Origin of the sequence: Amycolatopsis sp. NPDC052450, assembly GCF_044547565.1 — a bacterium.
GTDB lineage: Bacteria > Actinomycetota > Actinomycetes > Mycobacteriales > Pseudonocardiaceae > Amycolatopsis.
This window is the reverse complement of record NZ_JBIUAQ010000006.1, coordinates 272,088-293,576: the sequence shown is the minus strand read 5'-3', so window position 1 is coordinate 293,576 and position 21,489 is coordinate 272,088. Positions and strand designations below refer to the sequence as shown.

The window sequence follows — 21,489 nt, the reverse complement described above, 5'->3', positions numbered from 1 at the left end:
TGGTGCGTCGCTAACCCCACTTTCGCGCCGCGTGGGGCCGCCAATGTGGCTTCCGCGACACGGTCACCCCACAGCCCGCGAGCCGATCCCCGCGACCCGGCACCTTGAAGTCAGCGGAATGCTCACGGCCTCAGGCGACACCATCTTCACCGCGCGAAGCAAGAACAAGATCCTCCGGCACCACGCCGAATCACCACACGAACTTCCGACTCGGGACACTAGACGCAAGGAATGGGGCCTTCATGTACTGGGGAAGGCGTGACTGGCGGTACCGCTTAGTCCCGTTCCGCGAAGGACTCCTTGAGGGACTCTGGCTCCCTCAAGGAGTCCTTCACAGCCACATGCCCACTCACGACCCCGCATGACCGGACCGGTCACGCCCGTCTCGCCAACGGCACGTTCACGACCGGACCGGCACTCACTCACACAAGAACCCTCAGGGCTTATCCGCCTCGGCCGCGACGAAAATGCCCGTTTCCAAAAAGACTCGCCACTGGGCGGGAGATTCGCTTTGCAGGGCCCGATAAGCGGCCGCCTGAACCTGGCTCCCGGACCTCGCCCTGTTCCAGATCTCGCGGACCAAAGGACCTTCCTGGAGATACCTGGCGTACCCGGCCTCGATACCGACGACGGCCGCGGCGCGGACCTTGATGGCGTCCACCTTGTCCTTGGCCGCGGCCTCGAAGATGCCGGTGTCGATGAAAGCCCGCCACTGCTCCGGCGTCCGGCTGTAGCAAGCCTGGTACCACACCTCGGAATCCTCAGGCACCAGGTCACGGGTCCAGATGTGCTGCACGAAGTACTCGTCCGTCAGCCATGCGGCCAAGGCCGGGTCCATGCCGACGACCGCGGCCGCCTTCACCCGCGCATCGCTAAGTTTCTTTTCCGCGGCCTCCTTCTCGGCCGCCTCCTTCGCCGCGTCCACATCACGCTGGTGCTCGACGAAGATGCCGCGAAGGATGAATTCCTTGTGCTCCGCCGGGGTTCCGCTGTAAACGGTGCCCGCGGCGGACCGCACGAACGATCCCCTGGCGGACCGTTCCCACAACGCGAAGACGAAGTTCTTGTCGTCCTGGGCCAGCAGGATCGTGGTCAGCTCGAAACCGAGCAGCGCGGCGGCGGGCTGCCGCTCCGCGCGCCGGGCCTGGTAGACAGCTTCACGGTCCAGGTCCCGCTTATGCGCCTCGTAGATCCAGGTACTGAGGAACGACGAGGTGCTGCCGCTGTTGTAGGCGTTGAGCGCCTCGAACTGAACCTCCCGCGCGGTCTCGCCTCGCTGCTTCGCGGCCCGGTAGATCTCGTAGACGAAGTCGCGTTCACTGATCCGCAGCAACTCCGGGGTGATCGCGAGCCCGACGACGGCGGCCGCGTTGGTGCGCAACTCTTCCGGCGTCTGCGCCGCGGCGGACGACGCCCCGGCCGGAGCGGCGGTCGCCACCGCGGGGGCGAGAACACCGGTCATCACGGTCACTGCGGCGAGAACGGCGACGGAGGACGCCATCAGGCCGCGGACTTTGGACTTACCCATGGTCATCATAGTTGAGGCTGTCGGTTTCGTGCTGCTCGCCGAGATGGTCGAGCACGAGGAATCCCCCACCCAGATCGACAACCCGGTGATCCCCCAGCCACTGGGGATATAGCCCCATGATCAACGAACGTTACCGATCACCTTGGCATTACTCCGAATGCGGGCTAACGCTCACCCCGGACGGTGCGCCGCAGCTTCGGCACCCGCTCGTACAACGTCCGCTCCGCTCCGTGCTGCGTCGGTTCGTAGTAATCCCGGCCGACCAGTTCGTCCGGTGGATACTGCTGTGCCAGAACACCTTCCGGCACCTTTTGCGGATGCCGGTAGCCCTTCGCGTTGCCGAGTTTCTCCGCCCCCGCGTAATGCCCGTCCCGCAGATGCGGCGGCACCGTGCCGATCCGCCCGGACCGGACGTCGCTGAGCGCGGCGTCGATACCGGTGACGATGGCGTTCGACTTCGGCGCCGTCGCCAGGTGCACGGTCGCCTGCGCCAGCGCGAGACGGCCTTCCGGCATCCCGATGAACTGCACGGCGTGCGCCGCCGCGATGGCCGATTGCAATGCCGTCGGATCGGCCATACCGATGTCCTCGCTCGCGTGCACCACCAGTCGGCGGGCCAGGAATCGCGGATCCTCCCCCGCTTCGATCATCCGCGCCAGATAGTGCAGCGCGGCGTCCACATCGGACCCGCGGATGGATTTGATGAACGCGCTGATGACGTCGTAGTGCTGATCACCGTCGCGGTCGTAGCGCACCGCCGCTTTGTCCACTGTGGACTCGACGATGGCGAGGTCGATCGTCTTGGCCTCGGTCGCGCTCGCCGCGTCGGCGGCCGCTTCCAGCGCGGTGAGCGCGCGCCGCGCGTCGCCGGAAGCCAGCCGCACCAGATGTGCCCGCGCGTCTTCGGTCAGGGTGAGTTCGCCGCCGAGACCGCGTTCGTCGGCCAGTGCGCGGTCGATCAGCGCGACGATGTCGGCGTCGGTCAAGGGCCGCAGCTGGAGCACCAGCGACCGCGAGAGCAGCGGCGAGACGACGGAGAACGACGGGTTCTCCGTGGTGGCGGCCACCAGCAGCACCGTCCGGTCTTCGACGGCGCCGAGCAGGGCGTCCTGCTGCGTCTTGGAGAACCGGTGGACCTCGTCGATGAAGAGCACCGTGTTCTCGGCGTTGTAGTTCCGGCGACGGCGGGCCTCTTCGATCACCCCGCGCACTTCCTTCACCCCGGCCGACAGCGCCGACATCGCGACGAACCGGCGGCCGGTCGCGGCCGAAACGAGGTTCGCCAGCGTGGTCTTGCCCGTCCCCGGCGGGCCGTAGAGCAGCACGGAAGCGGGCGCCGCGCCTTCGACGAGCCGCCGCAGCGGCGCGCCCTCGCGCAGCAGATGCTGCTGGCCGACGACCTCGTCGAGCGACCGCGGCCGCATCCGCACCGCCAGTGGTGAACCGGCCGGTACGGCAGTGTTTTTCCCGCCCCCCTCTCCGAGGGACCCACCCCCCTTGGTCTCCCTCGGCTCGGCCTGCTCCGGAGGCGGCCCGAGGTCGGGGTTCACGGTGAAGAGTTCGTCCTGTGCCACGGTGTCGACGGTAGCCGTAGCCACCGACGGTTCCGGCCACAGGTCAGCGCAGCCGCTCCCGGAACGAGTGCCACATGATCACGGCCGCGTACGGCACGAACTCGCGGCCCCGCCGCCACACCCACGGGACGCCCTTGAGCACCAGCCAGCCGACGTGCCCGGCGGTGCTCGGTTCGACCCCTCCCGAGCAGGTCAGGCTCACCGGCCGCGGCACCGCGAACCCGGCCTCGGCGAGCCGTTCGGTGAACCCGGTGGCCAGCATCCGGTGCCCGAGTTCCGACGGGTGCAGCCGGTCGACGCTCCACGCGGTGAGGTCGTAGGCGCCGGGCAGCAGTTCGAGGTCGAGACAGGGCACGCCCTCGCGCTCGACGACGCCGGCGATGGCGGCGTTCAGTTCGGCCACCCGCTCGCTCAGCGCGCGCCGCAGCGACCCCGGGAGGCGGAACACCTTGCCGTGGTCGTGGTAGCGCACGGGGACCACGGTGGTGCCGACGGCGGCCAGTGCACGGATCACCTCGGTGAGGTCCGCCGCGATCTTCTCGGCGCTGAAATCGGGACGCAGGGTGTCGTTCATCCCCGCCACCACCAACGCGACGTCCGGCCGGTGCGCCACGGCCGCGGGGAGCTGCTCCGTCAGCACGCATCCCATCCGCGCTCCGGTGAACGACGGGTTCAGGTAGCCGTCCGGCTCGACACCCAGCGCCTCGGCGACGAGCGGGCCGACCCCGCGCCAGCCGCCTCGGTTCGGCAGCGGGTCGCCGAGGCCCACGGCCGTGGAATCGCCGAGCACGACCAGTCTGCGAGCGGACCGCGGTACGGCCGGGGCGGGAGGAAGGAGAGGTTCGGGACTCGGAGTGACTTCGACACTGATCACGGTCACGGTAGCCACCATCGGCCACGCAGACTCACCAGCGGTGATGCCTGGGTAACGCGATGAGGACGGTCGAGCGAAAAGTCCGTGCGGCGGCTACCGGAACGCCGGGTAGAAGGCGAGGTCCGCGTGCGGCCCCAGCCTGGCCCCGAGCGCCGCGGCGACCCTGGTGGCGTGTTCGGAGATGTCCGTGAGGCGGGCACGCAGCGATTGCTTGGCCAGTTCCCGCCACCAGGTGACCAGCGCGGCCTCCCGGCTGATCGGCGTGGCGTGCCGCTCCAGATCCAGCTCCGGGAGGATCTCCCAGGTGATCACCCACAGCAGGAGCAGCTGACCGTCCATCAGGTGTTCGGCCAGCGCGTCTTCGTCCGCGAGCCCCGGCCAGACCGAGACGACCTCGGACCGCCAGGCCGCGATCATCGCCTCGCTCATCCCCGGCGGCAGCGCCAGCGCGTCCGCGCTCGAGGCGAACGGGAGCCGCAGGTACGCCACGTCCATCAGGGTGCTGCGCACCCGGCCGCGTTCGAAATCGAGGAATCGCACCCCGTCGCTGGTCACGAGGTTGTTGTCCGGGCTGAGGTCGACCGGGCTGAACGCGCGGTAGGACGGTGAGCCCGCCCGCTCGGCGACCTCCATGACCCGCCGTTGCACCGGCTCCGGGGTCTCGACGTCGAGCAGTTCCTCGAGCAGCCCCGGCAGTTGCGCGCAGACCGCGGGCAGCGGCGCGTCCTCGTTCTTGACCGGGCCGCCGAGACGGCGCAGCAGCGCGTTGAAATCGGGTTCGCGGCTCGCCGTGCTCGCGTGCAGCCTGCCGAGCGACCGCGCCCAGGACAGCAGCGCGCGCTCGGCGCCGCGAGCGTCACGGGCGTGGAGCTTGTCGTGCAGCGTCGGGACGCCGCCGAGGTCCTCGATCACCAGGACCCGATCGCGGCCGTCGTGCGCCAGCAGTTCCGGGCAGATCCGGTCCTCCGGCGCGAGCGCGGTGAACAGCTGGTAGCTGACCGCCTCCTGCGCGAACGGATCCGGCCGTCCCGGTTCGGGTGGATCGGGATAGTGCTTGATGACCAGCGTGCGCGGCAGCGCGAACGGTGACGTCGCCACTCGCGCCCGCACGACCGTCGCCGGACCACTGCCGTCCAGGTCTTCTGGGGCTACGAGAGTGATCGCGCTGCCGAAGCGGCGCGAAAGGACCGACTCGCCGGCAGCGACCGCCGCTGCGACGGCGAGAGTTTCGGCTCCAGCTCCGACGGTCGAATCGTCGGCAGAGGAGGTATCGACTGTCATTGCCACCGACCCTACTCGTGACTGAGCAACCATGACCACTGAGATCCGGGCAATCGCGCGCACTGGCGCGATCTGGGACTCATCCGCGTGAAAGCGGACGTTCCGTCACCCTCGATCGTTGCCCCCGACGGCGCAATGTCAGCACAATGGCCGCAGCTGCAACGATTCCGATGAGATTTACCAGCAGCTGACCGGCCGAATAAAGGCACCGTTCCCACTGACCGGCAACCGCCGCGACCACCGCGTAACCCGCCGCGGGAACCGTCGTCACCGAGATGAACACCCCCACGAGCGCGGCGGATTTGGCCGAAGTCATGGAAAGCATCCCGGCCGCACCGGCGAGCAACGCGACGATGAGCGACGCGATTCCCACCTTGTAAACGAAATCCACCTCGTGGTTCTCGGCGAGCTTGCTGACTTCGAGCACTCCGGTGGCGTTGCCCACCAGAACCACACCGAGGGTGATCACCATCGCGATCGGGAAGCCGCCGAGCAGCGCGACGGCGCCCTGCTTCACGAGATCTCCCCGCCGGAGCACCAAGCCGACGGCGATGGCCGCGAGCGGGCCGAATTCCGGCCCCACGACCATGGCGCCGACGATGGTGACCGACGAGTTGGTGAGCACGCCGACCGCCGCCAGCACACAAGCGATGGTCAGGAACGCCTGAAACGTCAAGGTGAGCCTGGACTCCTCGCCGGAGCGGCCGACGAGTTCCTGCCACACGACGGCGTCGGCGCCTTCACCCGGCGCGGCTTCCTCGGCCTTGTCGGCAGCGTCGGACACCGCGGTGTCCAGCGCTTCCAGCGTGATGCCGCCGGTGTGGTCGAGGTCGAGTCCGCACAGCGACTCGATGATCTCGTCGGTCGCCTCCCGGGCGATGTCCGCTTCGATCAAGTCGCCCTCGGGCGCGACCGCCACCCCGTGATGCACGACGAGGTGCGCGGTCCCGGCGTGTGCCCGCAGGATCCGGATCGCTTCTTCGGTCCGGTCCGGCGGGCACACGGCCCTGAGGTGGAGCATCAGTTCTTGACGGGCGGCACGGGCTTGGCGTCGATGCCCGCTTCCTTGCGCTGCTCCGCCGTGATCGGCGCGGGAGCCGCGGTCAGCGGGTCGAACCCGCCGCCGGTCTTCGGGAACGCGATCACGTCACGCAGCGACTCGGCCTTGGCCAGCAGCATGACGATCCGGTCCCAGCCGAACGCGATGCCGCCGTGCGGCGGCGGGCCGAAGGCGAAGGCGTCGAGCAGGAAGCCGAACTTCTCCTGCGCCTCCTCCTCGCCGAGGCCCATCAGCTCGAAGACCTGCTTCTGCAGTTCCTGCTGGTGGATACGGATCGAGCCGCCGCCGATCTCGTTGCCGTTGCAGACGATGTCGTAGGCGTAGGCCAGCGCGTTGCCGGGGTCGTCGGCGAGTTTGCCGATCCACTCCGGGGTCGGCGAGGTGAAGGCGTGGTGCAGCGCCTTCCACTTGCCGCCGCCGACGGCGACGTCGTCGGACTCCTCCGCCGAGATGAACATCGGGAAGTCGACGACCCAGACGAACGACCAGGCGTTCTCGTCGATCAGGCCGAGACGGCTGCCGATCTCCAACCGGGTGGCGCCCAGCAGCGCCCGCGCGTCGGCGGCCTTGCCCGCGGCGAAGAAGACGCAGTCGCCGGGCTTGGCGCCGACGGCTTCGGCGACCGTCTCGCGCTCCTTCTCCGACAGGTTCTTCGCGACCGGGCCGCCGAGCGTGCCGTCCTCGTTCACCAGGATGTACGCGAGCCCGCGGTGCCCGCGCTGCTTGGCGAAGTCCTGCCAGGCGTCGAGGGTGCGGCGCGGCTGGTCGGCCCCGCCCGCCATCACGACGGCGCCGACGTACGGTGCCTGGAACACGCGGAACGGGGTGTCGGCGAAGAACGCCGTCATGTCGGTGAGCTCGAGGTCGAAGCGCAGGTCCGGCTTGTCCGAACCGTACTTTTCCATCGCCTCGGCGTAGGTGATGCGCCGGAACGGCCGGGGGATCTCGGCGCCGATCAGCTTCCACAGCGCCGTCACGATGTCCTCGCCGAGTGCGATGACGTCGTCCTGCTCGACGAAGCTCATCTCGATGTCGAGCTGGGTGAACTCCGGCTGCCGGTCGGCGCGGAAGTCCTCGTCCCGGTAGCAGCGCGCGATCTGGTAGTACCGCTCGAGCCCGCCGACCATGAGCAGCTGCTTGAACAGCTGCGGCGACTGCGGGAGCGCGTACCAGGAACCGGGCTTGAGCCGGGCCGGGACCACGAAGTCGCGGGCGCCCTCGGGGGTGGAGCGGGTCATCGTCGGGGTCTCGACCTCGACGAACTCCTGCGCGTGGAGCACCTCGCGGGCGGCGCGGTTGACCTCGCTGCGCAGGCGCATCGCGGCCGCGGGGCCGCTGCGGCGCAGGTCGAGGTAGCGGTGCTTGAGGCGCACCTCTTCGCCGACGTCGACGCGGTCGTCGATCGGGAACGGCAGCACGGCCGCCTCGGACAGCACCTCGAGCTCGGTGGCCAGCACCTCGATCTCACCGGTGGGGATCTCGGCGTTGGCGTTGCCCTCGGGGCGCTTCGAGACCTCTCCGACGATGCGAAGGCAGTATTCGGAGCGCAGCTGGTGGGCGCGCTCGGCCATCTCGCCCTCGCGGAAGACGACCTGGCTCACGCCGCTGGCATCGCGCAGATCGATGAAGATGACGCCGCCGTGATCGCGCCGCCGAGCCACCCATCCGGTGAGGGTGACCGTCTGACCGGCGTGCTCGGCACGCAAGGTGCCGGCTTTGTGGGTGCGAAGCACTGCGGGTGCTCTCCTTCGGCATCACGATTCTGCGATTCGACGGCTTTTCGCCGACGTCAAAGGCTAACGAATCACCCCGGATGCCTCGCGACCAGGTACAAGCCGAGTGTCCTCAGAGGCTCGGCCAGGAGCCGAGGTCTTGCCCGGAACGTGACCATAGGCGTGAACCCGCCCGGCCGAAGGCCCCGCTATCGCGGTGGCAGGGCGCCTTCACCACCCTCACGACGTGAAAGACCGGATCGCGCCCTGCCGACGTCGATCGCGGACGCGGGTTCACCTGCGAACACTCAGAGGCTCGGCCAGGACTCCAGTGCCGCGACCATCCGCCGGGTGTGCGTCAGATAGTCGCGGACGGACAGGACCCGGCCGTCGATGTTCTCCAGCAGCCAGCCCGAGGCCGCCTCCTTCGACGCGAAGAACTGCGTGCAGACCAGCGCCTCGACGTAGTCCTGGCCGAGCGCGAGGTCGATCCCGGGCAGCCGCGACGCGGCGACGACGGCATGCGGCGGATCGACGCTCAAGACCCTCTCGCGGGTGAAGTGGACGCGGACGCGTGCTCCGGTCGCCGGGCAGACAGAATCCGCGTGCACCGGTTCACCGGTGGCGACGGCCAGCAGGAACAGGTCGACCCGGTACCGGTCGGAGCCCGCGCGCTCGGCCGGGCGCGAGCCGCGGTCCATCACGACCAGGCCGTCGCGGATGACGAACCCCATCAGATCCATCAGGCGGTGGGCTTCGTCCGGGGCCATGCCGACGGTGGCGGCGAGTCTGCCGATGGCGATGGGGTGTCTGCCCGCTCTGGTCAGCTTGGTCGCGGTCCAGGCGATGCGGACAGCGGCGGTGCGATCCGTACGGGTGGTCAACAGGCACCTCCTCGCCTTCGTCCCTTTGAGATTAAGCACGAAAAGGTTTTCCGCCAAGTCACTGCGCCGAACGGCCGAATCCGTTGCGCGGTAAGAAAATTCAGCGGGCACGACGGGCATCGAGGGCTGCCCCCCGGATCGCGCGAAACAGGACATACTTTCGGCCACCCGAAGCGAAAGTGACACGCGAGGCATCGCCGGCGGTTTCGCGTGCCTGATCGGCCGACACGGGTGATCAGGCGGACGGCACGCGTGACTGGATGGACGACACGCGTTTCGGCTGGGGTTCGGCCACGTCACAGCAATTTGAGCTGCTCCGCCGCCGGGATCACCACCTCTCCCGAACGCTGCACGGGCATCGTCACCTGCATCCGGTCACCGTCGTCCGCACGGGAACCGAAGCCGTGACGGCGCAGCAGCGGGCCGACGCGGGCACCCAGCCGCTCCCGATAGGACTTCGGCAGGTAGGCACCGCGTGCGTACAGCTCGCGGTACTTCGGCACCAGCTCCGGATGTTCCCGGCCGAGCCAGCGCGCGAACCATTCCCGCGCGCCCGGCCGCAGGTGCAGCGGGAGGACGGTGACCCGCGTGGCGCCGGCCTCGGCCAGCCGCGAGAACAACGCGTCGAGCGCCTCCACCGAATCGGTCAGGTACGGCAGCACGGGGGCGACCAGCACCGAGCACGGGAGCCCGGCGTCCCGCGCCTTGCGGATCAGGTCGAGCCTCGCCCGCGGGCTCGGCGTCCCCGGTTCCAACCGGTGTTGCAGGTCCTCGTCGAGCAGCGCCAGCGAGATCGCCAGCCCGGCGGGCACGTCCTTCGACACCGACTCCAGCAACGGCAGATCCCTGGCCAGCACCGTGCCCTTGGTCAGGATGGACAGTGGCGTACCCGAATCGGCCAGTGCGGTGATGATGCGCGGCATCAGCTTGTACCGGCCTTCGGCGCGTTGATAGGGATCGGTGTTCGTGCCCATCGCGACATGCTCGCGGGTCCAGCTCGGCCGCCGCAGTTGCGCGGCCAGCACCTCGGGCGCGTTGACCTTCACGATCACCTGTGTGTCGAAATCGCGTCCGGCGTCGAAGTCCAGGTACGTGTGGGTGTTCCGGGCGAAACAGTTGTGCGTGACCATGCCGTCGGCGATGAAGTCGCCGGTGCCGGTGGTGATGTCGAACAGCGGCAGCTCGATGCCCAGCGGTTCGATGGACGTCACCTTCCGCCTGGTCCGGCCGATGACGAGGCCGTCCAGCGACCGCTTCCAGCCGACGGCCGGATCGGAGAGGTGGAAGAACCGCACCTCCTCCGACGGCCCGCCGAGGAGCTGAACCGTCCACAACGGACTGAACTTGGCGTTTTCGGTTTTGACGTAACGGAAGCCGAAGTTGTCGAGAGCTGCGCAGAAGGTCGACACGATGTCCTGCTCGTCGTGGGTGACGCGCAGCGCGCCGTGCCGGTAACTTCCGGAGAGATCGAACAGCCCGGCCAGGAAGCCGCGTTGCCAATGGGAATCCGGCGAAGGCGGCACCTGTACGAAACCGACCGACGCGCCGAAATCGGGCAGATACCTCAGCGCGCGGTCCGCGGCGTCCTTCTCGGCCGAGAACCCACCTGAGCGCAACATCCCGCACAGGTACCCGGCGCGATAGCCGAGGGTGTCGTCCGGGGTGCGGGCGAGTTGGCCGACGCCGACGAGTTCGGTACCACCGACCAGATGCGGACGCTGCGCCGCGCCGAACCGGGTGCCGGTGACGTGTTTCCAGCCGCGGCCGGTCAGGAACCGGTGGTCGCCACTGGCCACGATGGACGTTCCGTCTTCGAGGGTCAGGCGGTACGCCGGTTTCAGCGTCGACCAGTGCGCGAGCACCTCCGTGGGCACCAGCCGCCGCCCCGCGCCGCGCCCGCGCGTCCCGTAGATCGCGTCGCCGGGCGCCAGGTCCGCCAGCGCCTTCGTCCGGCCGTCGGCCATCAGGACCGGCGTCCCGCCTTCAAGGCAGTACGTGCACGCGTGAGAACAACCGCGATACGGGTTCACCGTCCATCCGAACGGGACACCCGACCCCTCCGGCACCTTGTTCAGCACGGATTTGGCGTGCACCTCGTGAAAGGTGACGCCGTCGAACTCGGGCGTGCGCACAGAGCGCAGCAACCCGTCCAATCCGGGCAGCACCGGCTCGCCGCCGTCCGCCCGCTGTCGATCCCATCGCACCGAGCCAGTCGAACACATGTTCTAGACAGGTGTCAAACAGACGTTCGAACAAGGGTGATCTTGGGCGCGACTAGTCACCTACTCGCGCCGTCAGAGCTTCGTGATCTCCTCGGTCACGTACCCGGCGGGCTGGATCAGCCCCGCGCACCGGCTCTCCCCGCGCGGCGTCGCCGACCGGCGGCGCACCGTCACCGAGTAGAAGTCCTGGCCGCCGCGCACGGTGACCACCCGCGCGTCGGATTCGAGCAGTGGCTCCTCCTGGACGGCGAGCACGTCGTCCAGACCGGGCAGGTCCAGCTTCCGCCGGAGCGCGATCTCCGCGAACTGCGCCCACGCCGTCCGGGCGGACGTGCGGCCACGAAGCTGCTCCGGCTCGACCTGACCGCGAAGGGCGGCTTTGGCGACCAGAGCCGCTTCGGCCGGGTTGAGCTGGCCGTGCAGGAAACCGTCGGGGACCACCAGGAGATTGCCCGCCCAGCGGTCACCGCCGACGTGACTGACCTCCCAGGCCCTGCCGGGGTGATTGGTGTCGAGCGTCGAGGCCAGCGGGCGGCCGAGCACCGCGCAGCACATGTCCTTGGTGCCGTGCGTGCAGACCAGGAACAGCGGCCCGTCCACCCGGGTGCCGAGTCCGCCGGCGCCGCCCGCGACCGCTTCGAGGTCCAGCTCGGCCAGTTCACCCAGGTCGCGGATCTCCAGCCGCTCCAGCCAGCGGTTGCCCGGTTCGCCTCCGCCGACGTAGACGGAGCGAGGGCGATCCGGGTCGCGACGATGTTTGCCGGGGCGCCGGATCAGCAGCGGGCGGAGCCCATGGGACCGTCTCAAGTTCTCGAGCAGCTCACGGCGCTCGGCGGGGAAGGCCTCGTCGAGGACGTTTTCCAGCGCGTCCGCGGGCCAGGGGCCCGGCTGCTCGATGAGCAGCCAGCAGCGCATGTCCGCCGCGGTGCCGGCGGGGTTCGCGCCCAGCATGCGCGCGACGGTGGCGCAGCCCGGCAAAGCGGCGGGCGGCGCTGGGGTGTCCGAGAGCTGAGCGGTCATCGGCCGACCGCTCCGGACTTCACCTTAGGCATGCCTTAGCTTACCCCGCCCGGCCTCCCTCCACACTTCTCGTCCCCTGTGACTTTCAGCCGATCGAGAGGAGCCCCTGCGTGGTGAGCTCGCCGAGGAAGGTCCGCACGGTCCCCCGATCGAGTTCGGACAGTTCGGCGAGTCGCTTGACCGCCTGCGGCGTGCCGTCGAGCAGCGCCTTCAGCAGCGGGGCAGCGGCGCCCGCGAAGACGAACCGTTTGCCGTCCGCGAGCAGGGTCACCCGGCCGTCACCTTCTTCGAGCACCGCCCGCGGGACGAGGAAGCGGACCTCCGTCTCGTCGCCGTCCGGCAACAGCCCGGAGGTCGCCGCCCACGGCAGCCCGACACGCGGATGCGCCGGGGCCGACGAGTCGCGCTCGGTGAGGAACCTGTCGAGGACGTCGGCGGTCAGCGTGGCTTCCAGTTCCGCGCGCAGTGCGGCGGCACGGGCCGCCCGCTCTTCCTCCGTCCCGAACCTCGGGAGGTCCTGACGGAACACGGTGCTCGCGCGGAGCTTGTCGGCGAGCCAGGACACCAGGTCGATCCCGGTGGCCGGGCTGAAACCGAGCGTGAGATGCAGTGACATCTCCCCCACCGCGGTGACGTCGTGCCAGTGCCCGCGCGGGACGTAGAGGACGTCGCCGTCTTCGAGGATGAAGTCGTCGATCGGCTCACCGGGCCGCTCGGGCTGTTCGACGTCGCGGTGCAGCGGAGCGGGCCTGGTCGGGCCGTGCATCCGCCAGCGTTTGCGCCCGGCGACCTGGATGATGAACGCGTCGTGGTCGTCCCAGTGCACGTCGAAGCCGTGGGTGACGCCCCAGCCCGCGTACAGGTTGACCTGGACGCTCTCGCGGAGGTCGTGTTCGAGCCCCCTGGCGAGGTCGCCGATCGGGTCGCTGAGTTCCTGGATGGCGTCGAGCACCATCGTCGCGCCACCGCGGAGCTGCTCGGTGAACGGAGCGGCCCGCAGTCGCGGGACGGTGCCACTGCGGCGGGTGGGGACGAGATCGGTGTAGCTCTCCATGGGCACCGGGGTGCCGTCGAGCGCGAGGCGCAGCCTCGGGAACTCGAGGCGATGCTGCCGGAGGATCGCGTTCAGTGACGGCCACGGCAGCAGGTCGGCGAAGCGACCCGCGCGGCCTTCGAAGCGGCGATAGGTCTCGCCCTGGACGTCTTGGAAGAACTGGCTGACCCCGAGCGGAGCCACGAGGTCAGCCAGCGTCGGCGTTTCGGGCACTCAGCCGTCGTTGCCGTCGTTGTCGGCGGCCGCGCCGTTGGCCTTCCCGCGGTCGACCGCGGTCGGGATCATTTCGACCTCCAGCAGCAAACCGCTGTCGGGAGCCTGCGTACCTGACTGTTCCTGTGCCATCCTGCCACCTTTTTCTCAGACGAGCGGACGGACCGAAAATCGGCCTGGAGCGCCACCGAGCCTACGACACGTTTCGAGAAAATTCACTGTCCAGCAGGGAAAAACGGCCTGGCGAGCGATCTTCGACACCACGGGCGCGAGTTCACCCGGACAGCGGTTCTAAGCTGGCATCCATGGCTGATGCGGCATCCGTTCCCCGCCCGCGATGGGACGTGCTCGCGGCCGTCGGCGCGGGTGGCGCGCTGGGCAGCGTCGCCCGCTACGGACTGTCGGTCGCGATCCCCCATTCCCGTGGCCAGTTCGCGCTTTCCACCTTCGCCACCAACGTTTCCGGCTGTCTGCTCATCGGTGTCCTGATGGCGTTGCTGACCGCGGCGGAAGACCCGCACCGACTGCTGCGTCCCTTCCTCGGGGTCGGGATCCTTGGCGGCTACACCACGTTTTCGACCTACGCGACGGACGCACTCGATCTTGTGACGAACGGGCGTCCGTTCACCGGGTTGGCGTACGCGTTCGGCACGGTGGCGGCCGCTTTGGTAGCGGTCTACGCCGGGCACGGAATCACTCGCGCGGTGAGGAAATGACCGTTCTCTTCGTCGCGCTCGGCGGCGGTTTCGGTGCGATCGTCCGTTTCCTGACCGATCTCCGGCTGCGGGCGTGGCGAGGTACCGCCTTCCCGTGGGGCACGCTGGCGGTCAACATCACAGGATCGCTGATCCTCGGCGTGCTGACCGGCTGGGCACTGCACGGCGGGCAACCGGACGAGATCCGCTCGCTGGTGGCCGTCGGATTCTGCGGCGGGCTCACCACTTTTTCGACCTTCGGCTACGAAACGCTGCGACTCTTCACCGAGAAGACGCGCCCGCGGGCCGTGCTGAACGTCGGCGTCACGATGGTCGCCGGGATCGGCGCCGCGGCGGCGGGACTGCTGCTCGCCGGCGCGATCTGGACCTGAATCAGTCTTCGGGCGCCATCCGCCACACGGCCGCCGCGACCGCCTCGCGCTGTTCGGCCGGGAGATCGGCCGCCATCTCCTCCAGTTTTTCGACGACACCCTCATGTGCGGCGTTCGCGAGCCGGAGGCCCTCCTCCGTCAGCGTGATCTTCAGCGCGCGGCGATCACCCGAATCCGCGACCCGTTCGACGAGGGAGCGCCGCTGCACCCGGTCCACCAGGCCGGTGACGCTGGATTTCTCGAGGTTCAGCATCTTGCCGAGGTCGGTCATCCCGACGCCCGACTCCTCCTGCGCCAGCACGCAGAGCAGCTGCGCCTGCTGCGGCGTGAGGTCGTGCGACCGGCCGACGTCGATGAAAGCCCGCTGCACCAGATGCGAAAGCCGCACCAGCGCCGTCGCGAATCCGAGGTCTTCGGCCGTGGTCATGACCGGAGTCTACTTGACGATCGTTCGGAGTACGAACTACTGTAGTTCGTAGTACGAACATTACGCACTACGAACCAGGGGACCTCATGACCACGACCGTGGCCGTCATCGGCGGGGGATACGGCGGCACGACCGTCGCCAAGGAGCTGGACTCGTTCGCCGACGTCGTTCTCGTCGAACCGCGCGAGGAATTCGTCCACCACGTCGCCGCATTGCGCGGGCTCGTCGATCCCGAGTGGACTGATCGGCTCTTCTACCCGTACGCCCGGCTTCTCGAACGGGGACGCGTGCTCCGCGACCGTGCGGTGAGCGTCGACCAGGACGGCGTCACGCTCGCGTCGGGCGAGCGGCTCACCCCGGACTACGTCGTGCTGGCGACCGGTTCGGCGTACCCGTTCCCGGCGAAGATCGATTTCCACGACAGCGCGTCGGCGAAGGCGAAGATCCGTGCCACGCGGGAGGAACTCGCGGGCGCGGACAAGGTGCTCCTGCTCGGCGCGGGTCCGGTGGGCCTCGAACTGGCGGGGGAGATCAAGGCGGTGTGGCCGGACAAGGCCGTGACGATCGTCGACCCGGCGACGGAGATCCTGCCCGGCTTCCCGGAGGAGTTCCGCGCGGAGATCCGCCGTCAGCTCGACGAACTGGGCGTCGAGCTCCTGCTCGGCACTTCATTGACCGAGCCCCCGGTCTCGGAACCGGGGCAGGCCAAGACGTTCACCTCGGGACTCACCGGCGGCGGCGAAGTGACCGCCGACCTGTGGTTCCAGTGCTACGGCGGCGCTCCGCACACCGCGTACCTCTCCGGCGACCTGGCGGCGGCACGGCAGGCGAACGGGCAGGTGACCGTGACGCCCGACCTGCGGCTTCCGGGGCAGCCGCGCGTCTTCGCGCTCGGCGACATCACCGCGCTGCCGGAAGGGAAGCTGGCGAAGGTGGCGGGCGACCACGCGGAGATCGTCGTGGCCAACATCCGGGCGCTGATCGAAGGCGGTGAACCGCGGACCCACACCCCGGGCGGGCCGATGATCTCGCTACCGCTCGGACCTTCCGGGGGCGCGAGCTACGCCGAGGAGGCCGGCGTCCTCGACGCGGCGACGACCTCGGAGATCAAGGGGTCACACATGATGGTGTCCAGGTATGAGGAGCTCTTCAGGATCGCCTAGGGAGCGCTATGAAGGACGCTTTCATTGCAAATTTTGCAATGAAAGCGTCCTTCATAGCAGCCGGTGACACGCGCTCAGGACCGCGGAGCGAGACCTCGCACCTGAACGAAGGGGTCCTCCCCCGTCGGCAGCAGCGCGACGATCGGCGTCGTCAGCCCGTTGTCCACATAGGACTGCACCTGCTCGCGGCAGGAGTCGAGGCTGCCGTGGACGATCAGGTCGTCGACGACCTCGTCCGGGATGACCTGGTTCGCCTTCTGCCGGTCGCCCGCGGCCCACGCCTCGTGCATCGGCGCGAGCGCGTCGCCGCGGCCGAGCCATTCGTGGAACGCCGCGTACACGGGCACGGTCAGGTAGCTCGAGATGAGCATCCGGCCGAGGCCGCGCGCGGCGGCCTTGTCCTCGGTGGGGCAGACGAAGATCCGCGCGGCCAGTTCGGTGTCCGGACCGATCTCGGCCCGCACCTTCGGCACGTCGGAGGCGGCGAGCCAGTTGGTGATGGCGCCGTCGGCCTCCTTCGCGGCCAGCCGCAGCATCCCCGGCCGCAGCGCGGCGAGCATGATCGACGGCGGCGGGTCGGTGGGCCGCTCCAGCCGGAACTTGCTGACGGAGAACGACTCGTACTCCTCGGTGACCTTCTCGCCCGCCAGCGCCGACCGCAGGAACCGCAGGGTGTCCCGGGAGCGCGCGAACGGGGCCTCGAACTCGGCGGCGTTCCAGTTCTTCACGATCACCGGCGACGACGCGCCGATGCCGAGCACGAACCGGCCGGGCGCGAGTTCCGCGACGGTCGCCGCGCTCATCGCCAGCAGCCCGGGACCGCGCGTGTACACCGGCACGATCGCGGTGCCCAGCCGCAGCTGTGGCGCCCACTGCGAGGCCAGCACCAGCGGGGTGAAGGCGTCGTTGCCCGCAGTCTCGGCCGACCACGCGTCGGTGTAGCCGAGGTCCGGCAGCTCCTGCACCAGCTCCTTGTGCGCCGCGAGCGGCACCCCGGTCAGCGGAATGGTGATGCCCCACCGTTTCATGCGTTCTCCTCGCTCTTGACCGCGGCACCGGACAGCTCACGCACGATCCAGTCCACCTGCGTGCGCATCAGGTTCTCCGCGACCTCTTCGGCTTGCGGCGTCATATGCGTCGCGCCGGCCAGCGGCAGGAACACGTGCGCGCGTCCCTTGGCCAGCAAGGCCGACGACAGGCGCAACGAGTGGGCGACGAAAACGTTGTCGTCGGCCAGTCCGTGCACGATCAACAGCGACCGCGAAAGGTCGCCGGCGCCGGCGATCAGCGAGTTGTGTTCGTACGCGGCCGTTTCCTCCTGCGGAAGCCCGAGATAGCGCTCCGTGTAATGCGTGTCGTACAACGACCAGTCGGTCACCGGCGCGCCCGCGACACCGGCGTGGAAGACGTCGGGACGGCGCAGCACGGCCAGTGCGGACAGGTAGCCGCCGTAGGACCAGCCGCGGATCGCGACCCGTTCCAGATCCAGTTCCGGATGGAGCGCGGCCGCCGCGTGCAGGGCGTCGACCTGATCGGCGAGGGTGACGTCGGCGAGCCTGCCCGCGATCTCCTTCTCCCACGCGGAACCCCGGCCGGGCGTCCCGCGCCCGTCGGCGACCAGCACCGCGAAACCCTGGTCCGCGAGCCACTGCGGGGTCAGGAAGGCGTTGCGGGTCTGCAGGACACGCTGGGCGTGCGGGCCGCCGTACGGGTCGAGCAGCACCGGGAGCTTGCCTTCGCTCTCCTCGTATCCGGTCGGCAGCACGAGCGCGGCACGCAGGCCCCGCTCCCCCAGCGTCAGCCAGGTCAGGTTCGGCACGACGTCGGGGTCGACGGTGAAGGAACCGATGCGCGCCACCGTCTTCTCGCCGGAGACGACGGTCACCACCGGGCCGCTGCGCTCCAGGCTCCACGACGAGAGCACGGTCAGCGAGGCGTTCCCGGAGCCGACGTGCACACCGTCCTCAGTGGACAGACGGCGGAGCTCGCCGCCTTCGGTGCGGAAGACGTGGATCTGCGTCGGGTCGGCCTCCGACGCGCTGAACAGCACCTCGTCGCCGACGTGCAGGACCGACCGCACCTGCAGTCCGGGCGGGGTGACCGCGACCCCGTCGACGACGAGCCGGTGATCACCGTCGGCGGCGCTCTCCCGGACCAGACGGCCATCGGTGGTCCACGCCGGGACGCCCGCCGCGAGTTCCACCCAGTGCTCGTCGGTCTCGGTGTGCAGGACCTCGACCGAACCGTCCGCCGGGTCGACCGCCTGGATCTCGAGTTTCCGCTGGTCACGCGACTGCACGGACAGCAGCGGCTTACCGGCCGCCGACCAGTGCACCGCGGCGAGGTACTCCCAGTCCGTCTTCGCGACGTCGACGCGCGAGCCGTCGAGCCCGAGGATCGCCAGCGTCACGTCCGCGTTCGTGGTACCCGCCGCCGGATACGCGACGACGTTGGCCGGCGACTGCGGATTGGCCGGATCGGCGATCGTCCAGCGCGGCACGTTCGCGCGATCGGAGCGTTCGACCAGCAGGCTCTTCCCGTCCGGGGCCCACCAGTAGCCGCGGGTGCGGTCCATCTCCTCGGCCGCGATGAACTCCGCGAGGCCCCACGCGATGTCCTCGCCGTCTTCGCTGTCTTCACCGCCGAGCACGCGATCCTCACCGGTGGCGCGGTCGATCACCCGCAACCGCCGGTCCCGGACGTAGGCCACCCGGGAGCCGTCCGGACTGGGCCGCGGGTCGACGACCGAACCCTCGACCAGCACCGCCACCGCGCCGGTGGCCAGGTCGAGGGTGTGGAGCTTGCCCGACAGCGAGAACGCGGCGACGGTGAAGGCGTCGTCGACCGCGTAGCCGACCACGCCGCCACCGGTCTCCCGGCTGCGCTCGCGGCGGGCACGCTCCTCGGGCGGCAGGTCCTCTTCACCGGGCAGCAGTTCGGCGGCGTCGACCAGCTTCGTTTCCTCACCCGACGAGACGTCGAACGACCACAGGCTGTGCCGGGGATCGGTGCCGGACTCGGACCGCAGGAACAGGATGCGGGAACCGTCCGGGGCGACCTTGAACTCTTTCGGCGCGCCGAGGGTGAAGCGCTGGGTCCGGGCCTGGCGGCGGAGGAACGGGAGATCTTCGAGGCTGGTGTCGGTCACGTCCGCACTCTCTCAGACGATCAACCGGGGACGCCAACGCCTTCCAGCTTCTCGATCTCCGTCTCGGGGTCGAAGTCGGCAGGCGGGAACTTCGGGTCCATCTCCTCGATCGTCTCGATCAGCAGCCGCGCGACCAGCCAGTTGCGGTACCACTTGCGGTCGGCCGGGACGGCGTACCAGGGCGCGGCCGCCGTGGAGGTCTTGGCGAAGATGTCGGCGTAGGCCTTCTGGTAGTCGTTCCACTGGGCACGCGCGTCGAGATCGGCGGGGTTGTACTTCCACCACTTCTCGGGGGTCTCCAACCTCGCCTTGAGCCGCTTCAGCTGCTCCTCCGGCGAGATGTCGAGGAAGACCTTCACGATCGTCGTGCCCGCCTCGGCCAGCTCCTGCTCGAACTCGTTGATCTCGGCGTAGCGCTTGCGCCATTCCGCCGCGGGCACCAGCTTCTGCACGCGCGGGACCAGGATGTCCTCGTAGTGCGAGCGGTCGAAGACGCCGACCTGCCCCGGCACGGGGAGCTGTTTGCGGATCCGCCACAGATAGTGATGCCGCTGCTCGGTCGCGGTCGGCTTCTTGAACCCCGCGTACCGCACGCCCATCGGGTTGACCAGGCCGAGGACGTGGCCGACCGTGCCGCCCTTGCCGGAGGTGTCCATCCCCTGCAACACCAGCAGGACGCTGCGGTTTCCCCCGCCGACGCCCTCCGCGTAGAGGGCCTCCTGCAGGTTGGCGAGCTTGCCGCCGGCGTCGGCGAGGTCTTTCAGCCCCTTGGGCTTCTTGTGCGGCCCGATCGGGAACGAGCCCGGATCGTGCCGCTCGGTCCCCTTGCCGATCCGCAGCGTGTCCCGGACGGAGACGGTGTCCTTTTTCGCCATCCGGCGACGATAACCGCGGTCCGGATCCCGCGCCTGCGGTGATCGAGTGCGCCCATGCACGATTTCGCCACTCGAAGGAGTCGATACGCAACGAACAACGGGTCTAAGCAACGTTTCCCGGATGAAAGCAGACGGATGGGCATCTAACCTGAACGCATGACGACCGCCGACTTCATCGCGCTCGACGAGCAGTGGAGCACGCACAACTACCACCCCCTGCCCGTGGTGATCGCCACCGCCGAGGGCGCTTCGGTCACCGACGTCGAGGGCAAGACCTACCTCGACTTCCTCTCCGGCTATTCCGCGCTGAACTTCGGGCATCGCCACCCCGGGCTCATCGCCGCCGCGGTCGAACAGTTCGGCCGGGTGACGCTGACCTCCCGCGCCTTCCACCACGACCAGCTCGGGTTGTTCTGCAAGGAGCTCGCCGAACTGACCGGCACCGAGATGGCCCTGCCGATGAACTCCGGCGCCGAAGCCGTCGAGTCCGCGGTGAAGATCGCCAGGAAGTGGGCGTACCGCGTCAAGGGTGTCCCCGACGGGCAGGCGGAGATCGTCGTCGCCGGCTCCAATTTCCACGGCCGGACGACGACCATCGTGTCCTTCTCCACCGACGAGACCGCGCGCGCCGACTTCGGCCCGTTCACCCCCGGCTTCGTCACGGTCAAGTACGGCGACGCCGAAGCGCTGCGCGACGCCATCACCGAACGCACCGCCGCGATTTTGCTGGAACCGGTGCAGGGCGAGGCGGGCGTGATCGTGCCGCCCACCGGCTACTTCGCCGAGGCGCGGCGGCTGTGCGACGAGCACAACGTCCTGCTGATCGCCGACGAGATCCAGTCCGGACTCGCCCGCACCGGCACCGTCCTCGCGCTCGACCACGAAGGCGTCCGCGCCGACGTCTACACCTTGGGCAAGGCGCTCGGCGGCGGCATCATGCCGGTGTCGGCCGTGGTCGGCGGCAAGGACGTGCTCGGCGTGCTGCGACCGGGTGAACACGGCTCCACCTTCGGCGGGAACCCGGTCGCCTGCGCGATCGGACGGGCCGTGGTCGGGCTGCTGAAGACCGGCGAGTTCCAGGAGCGCTCGCGGGAACTGGGCGCCCACCTGCACGCACGGCTCGGCGAACTGGTCGGCAACGGGCTCGCCGAGGTCCGCGGGCGCGGGCTCTGGGCGGGGATCGACATCGCGCCCGGCGGGCCTACCGGCCGGGAGGCGTCCACCGCGCTGGCCGACCGCGGCGTGCTGTGCAAGGAGACGCACGACCACACGCTGAGGATCGCGCCGCCGCTGGTGATCACGCGCGAGGAACTCGACCGCGGTATCGACGCCATCACGGAGGTCGTCAGGACCCGGTGAACCTTTCG

At 69.3% G+C, this 21,489-nt stretch carries 19 protein-coding genes; 4 read left to right on the top strand and 15 right to left on the bottom strand.

Annotated features, from left to right (window positions below; all coding sequences use genetic code 11):
• Nucleotides 1-436 precede the first annotated feature (436 nt).
• From ACIHAO_RS13790 to ACIHAO_RS13740, 11 genes are all read right to left on the bottom strand, one after another.
• Nucleotides 437-1,528, bottom strand: a complete 1,092-nt coding sequence (locus ACIHAO_RS13790; RefSeq protein ID WP_396557624.1) for a hypothetical protein — start codon at nucleotides 1,526-1,528, stop codon at nucleotides 437-439.
• A 164-nt stretch (nucleotides 1,529-1,692) separates the two neighbouring features.
• Nucleotides 1,693-3,102 (bottom strand): replication-associated recombination protein A, encoded by a 1,410-nt coding sequence (locus ACIHAO_RS13785; protein WP_396557622.1) that lies wholly within the window; start codon nucleotides 3,100-3,102, stop codon nucleotides 1,693-1,695.
• Nucleotides 3,103-3,145: 43 nt separating this feature from the next.
• The gene (locus tag ACIHAO_RS13780) at nucleotides 3,146-3,994 is read right to left on the bottom strand and encodes an SGNH/GDSL hydrolase family protein (RefSeq protein WP_396557620.1); all 849 of its coding nucleotides are present in this window, start codon (nucleotides 3,992-3,994) and stop codon (nucleotides 3,146-3,148) included.
• Nucleotides 3,995-4,069: 75 nt separating this feature from the next.
• Nucleotides 4,070-5,257: a phosphotransferase gene (locus tag ACIHAO_RS13775; protein ID WP_396557618.1), complete on the bottom strand. Its 1,188-nt coding sequence runs from the start codon at nucleotides 5,255-5,257 to the stop codon at nucleotides 4,070-4,072.
• 79 nt (nucleotides 5,258-5,336) lie between these two features.
• Nucleotides 5,337-6,278: a DUF389 domain-containing protein gene (locus ACIHAO_RS13770; RefSeq protein WP_396557616.1), complete on the bottom strand. Its 942-nt coding sequence runs from the start codon at nucleotides 6,276-6,278 to the stop codon at nucleotides 5,337-5,339.
• Nucleotides 6,278-8,050 carry an aspartate--tRNA ligase gene (aspS, locus tag ACIHAO_RS13765; RefSeq protein ID WP_396557614.1) on the bottom strand — a complete coding sequence of 591 codons (1,773 nt, stop codon included), beginning with the start codon at nucleotides 8,048-8,050 and terminating at the stop codon, nucleotides 6,278-6,280. The genes ACIHAO_RS13770 and aspS overlap by 1 nt, the downstream gene beginning before the upstream one ends.
• A 287-nt stretch (nucleotides 8,051-8,337) precedes the next feature.
• On the bottom strand, nucleotides 8,338-8,913 hold the full coding sequence (gene merB / locus ACIHAO_RS13760; RefSeq protein WP_396557612.1) for an organomercurial lyase: 576 nt from the start codon (nucleotides 8,911-8,913) through the stop codon (nucleotides 8,338-8,340).
• A gap of 296 nt (nucleotides 8,914-9,209) precedes the next feature.
• Nucleotides 9,210-11,117, bottom strand: coding sequence for an intein-containing Rv2578c family radical SAM protein (locus ACIHAO_RS13755; protein ID WP_396557610.1), 1,908 nt, complete (start codon nucleotides 11,115-11,117; stop codon nucleotides 9,210-9,212).
• Nucleotides 11,118-11,207: 90 nt separating this feature from the next.
• Nucleotides 11,208-12,155 (bottom strand): sucrase ferredoxin, encoded by a 948-nt coding sequence (locus ACIHAO_RS13750; protein ID WP_396557608.1) that lies wholly within the window; start codon nucleotides 12,153-12,155, stop codon nucleotides 11,208-11,210.
• Between the two features lie 85 nt (nucleotides 12,156-12,240).
• Nucleotides 12,241-13,422: a cupin domain-containing protein gene (locus ACIHAO_RS13745; protein ID WP_396557606.1), complete on the bottom strand. Its 1,182-nt coding sequence runs from the start codon at nucleotides 13,420-13,422 to the stop codon at nucleotides 12,241-12,243.
• Nucleotides 13,423-13,554 carry a hypothetical protein gene (locus tag ACIHAO_RS13740; RefSeq protein WP_255431246.1) on the bottom strand — a complete coding sequence of 44 codons (132 nt, stop codon included), beginning with the start codon at nucleotides 13,552-13,554 and terminating at the stop codon, nucleotides 13,423-13,425.
• A gap of 173 nt (nucleotides 13,555-13,727) precedes the next feature.
• Between ACIHAO_RS13740 and crcB (ACIHAO_RS13735) the strand changes: the two genes are divergently transcribed.
• Nucleotides 13,728-14,138 carry a fluoride efflux transporter CrcB gene (gene crcB / locus ACIHAO_RS13735; protein ID WP_396557604.1) on the top strand — a complete coding sequence of 137 codons (411 nt, stop codon included), beginning with the start codon at nucleotides 13,728-13,730 and terminating at the stop codon, nucleotides 14,136-14,138.
• On the top strand, nucleotides 14,135-14,509 hold the full coding sequence (crcB, locus tag ACIHAO_RS13730) for a fluoride efflux transporter CrcB (RefSeq protein WP_396557602.1): 375 nt from the start codon (nucleotides 14,135-14,137) through the stop codon (nucleotides 14,507-14,509). The genes crcB (ACIHAO_RS13735) and crcB (ACIHAO_RS13730) overlap by 4 nt, the downstream gene beginning before the upstream one ends.
• A 1-nt stretch (nucleotide 14,510) precedes the next feature.
• Here the strand turns inward: crcB (ACIHAO_RS13730) and ACIHAO_RS13725 are convergent, their stop codons facing one another.
• Nucleotides 14,511-14,936 carry a MarR family winged helix-turn-helix transcriptional regulator gene (locus ACIHAO_RS13725; RefSeq protein WP_396557600.1) on the bottom strand — a complete coding sequence of 142 codons (426 nt, stop codon included), beginning with the start codon at nucleotides 14,934-14,936 and terminating at the stop codon, nucleotides 14,511-14,513.
• 86 nt (nucleotides 14,937-15,022) lie between these two features.
• Between ACIHAO_RS13725 and ACIHAO_RS13720 the strand changes: the two genes are divergently transcribed.
• Nucleotides 15,023-16,099 carry an NAD(P)/FAD-dependent oxidoreductase gene (locus ACIHAO_RS13720; RefSeq protein WP_396557598.1) on the top strand — a complete coding sequence of 359 codons (1,077 nt, stop codon included), beginning with the start codon at nucleotides 15,023-15,025 and terminating at the stop codon, nucleotides 16,097-16,099.
• A 74-nt stretch (nucleotides 16,100-16,173) separates the two neighbouring features.
• Here ACIHAO_RS13720 and ACIHAO_RS13715 read toward each other — a convergent pair whose 3' ends face one another.
• From ACIHAO_RS13715 to ACIHAO_RS13705, 3 genes are read right to left on the bottom strand one after another with little or no spacing between them, the layout of a single operon-like run.
• Complete coding sequence (locus ACIHAO_RS13715; RefSeq protein WP_396557596.1) at nucleotides 16,174-17,127, bottom strand: LLM class F420-dependent oxidoreductase; 954 nt, start codon at nucleotides 17,125-17,127, stop codon at nucleotides 16,174-16,176.
• Complete coding sequence (locus tag ACIHAO_RS13710) at nucleotides 17,124-19,247, bottom strand: prolyl oligopeptidase family serine peptidase (RefSeq protein WP_396557595.1); 2,124 nt, start codon at nucleotides 19,245-19,247, stop codon at nucleotides 17,124-17,126. Before ACIHAO_RS13710 ends, ACIHAO_RS13715 begins: the two co-directional genes overlap by 4 nt.
• 20 nt (nucleotides 19,248-19,267) lie before the next feature.
• A complete protein-coding gene (locus ACIHAO_RS13705; RefSeq protein WP_396557593.1) occupies nucleotides 19,268-20,122 on the bottom strand; it encodes a PPK2 family polyphosphate kinase in 855 nt (284 codons plus the stop codon).
• A gap of 156 nt (nucleotides 20,123-20,278) precedes the next feature.
• Between ACIHAO_RS13705 and rocD the strand changes: the two genes are divergently transcribed.
• On the top strand, nucleotides 20,279-21,481 hold the full coding sequence (rocD, locus tag ACIHAO_RS13700; protein ID WP_396557591.1) for an ornithine--oxo-acid transaminase: 1,203 nt from the start codon (nucleotides 20,279-20,281) through the stop codon (nucleotides 21,479-21,481).
• The last annotated feature ends 8 nt before the right edge of the window (nucleotides 21,482-21,489 follow it).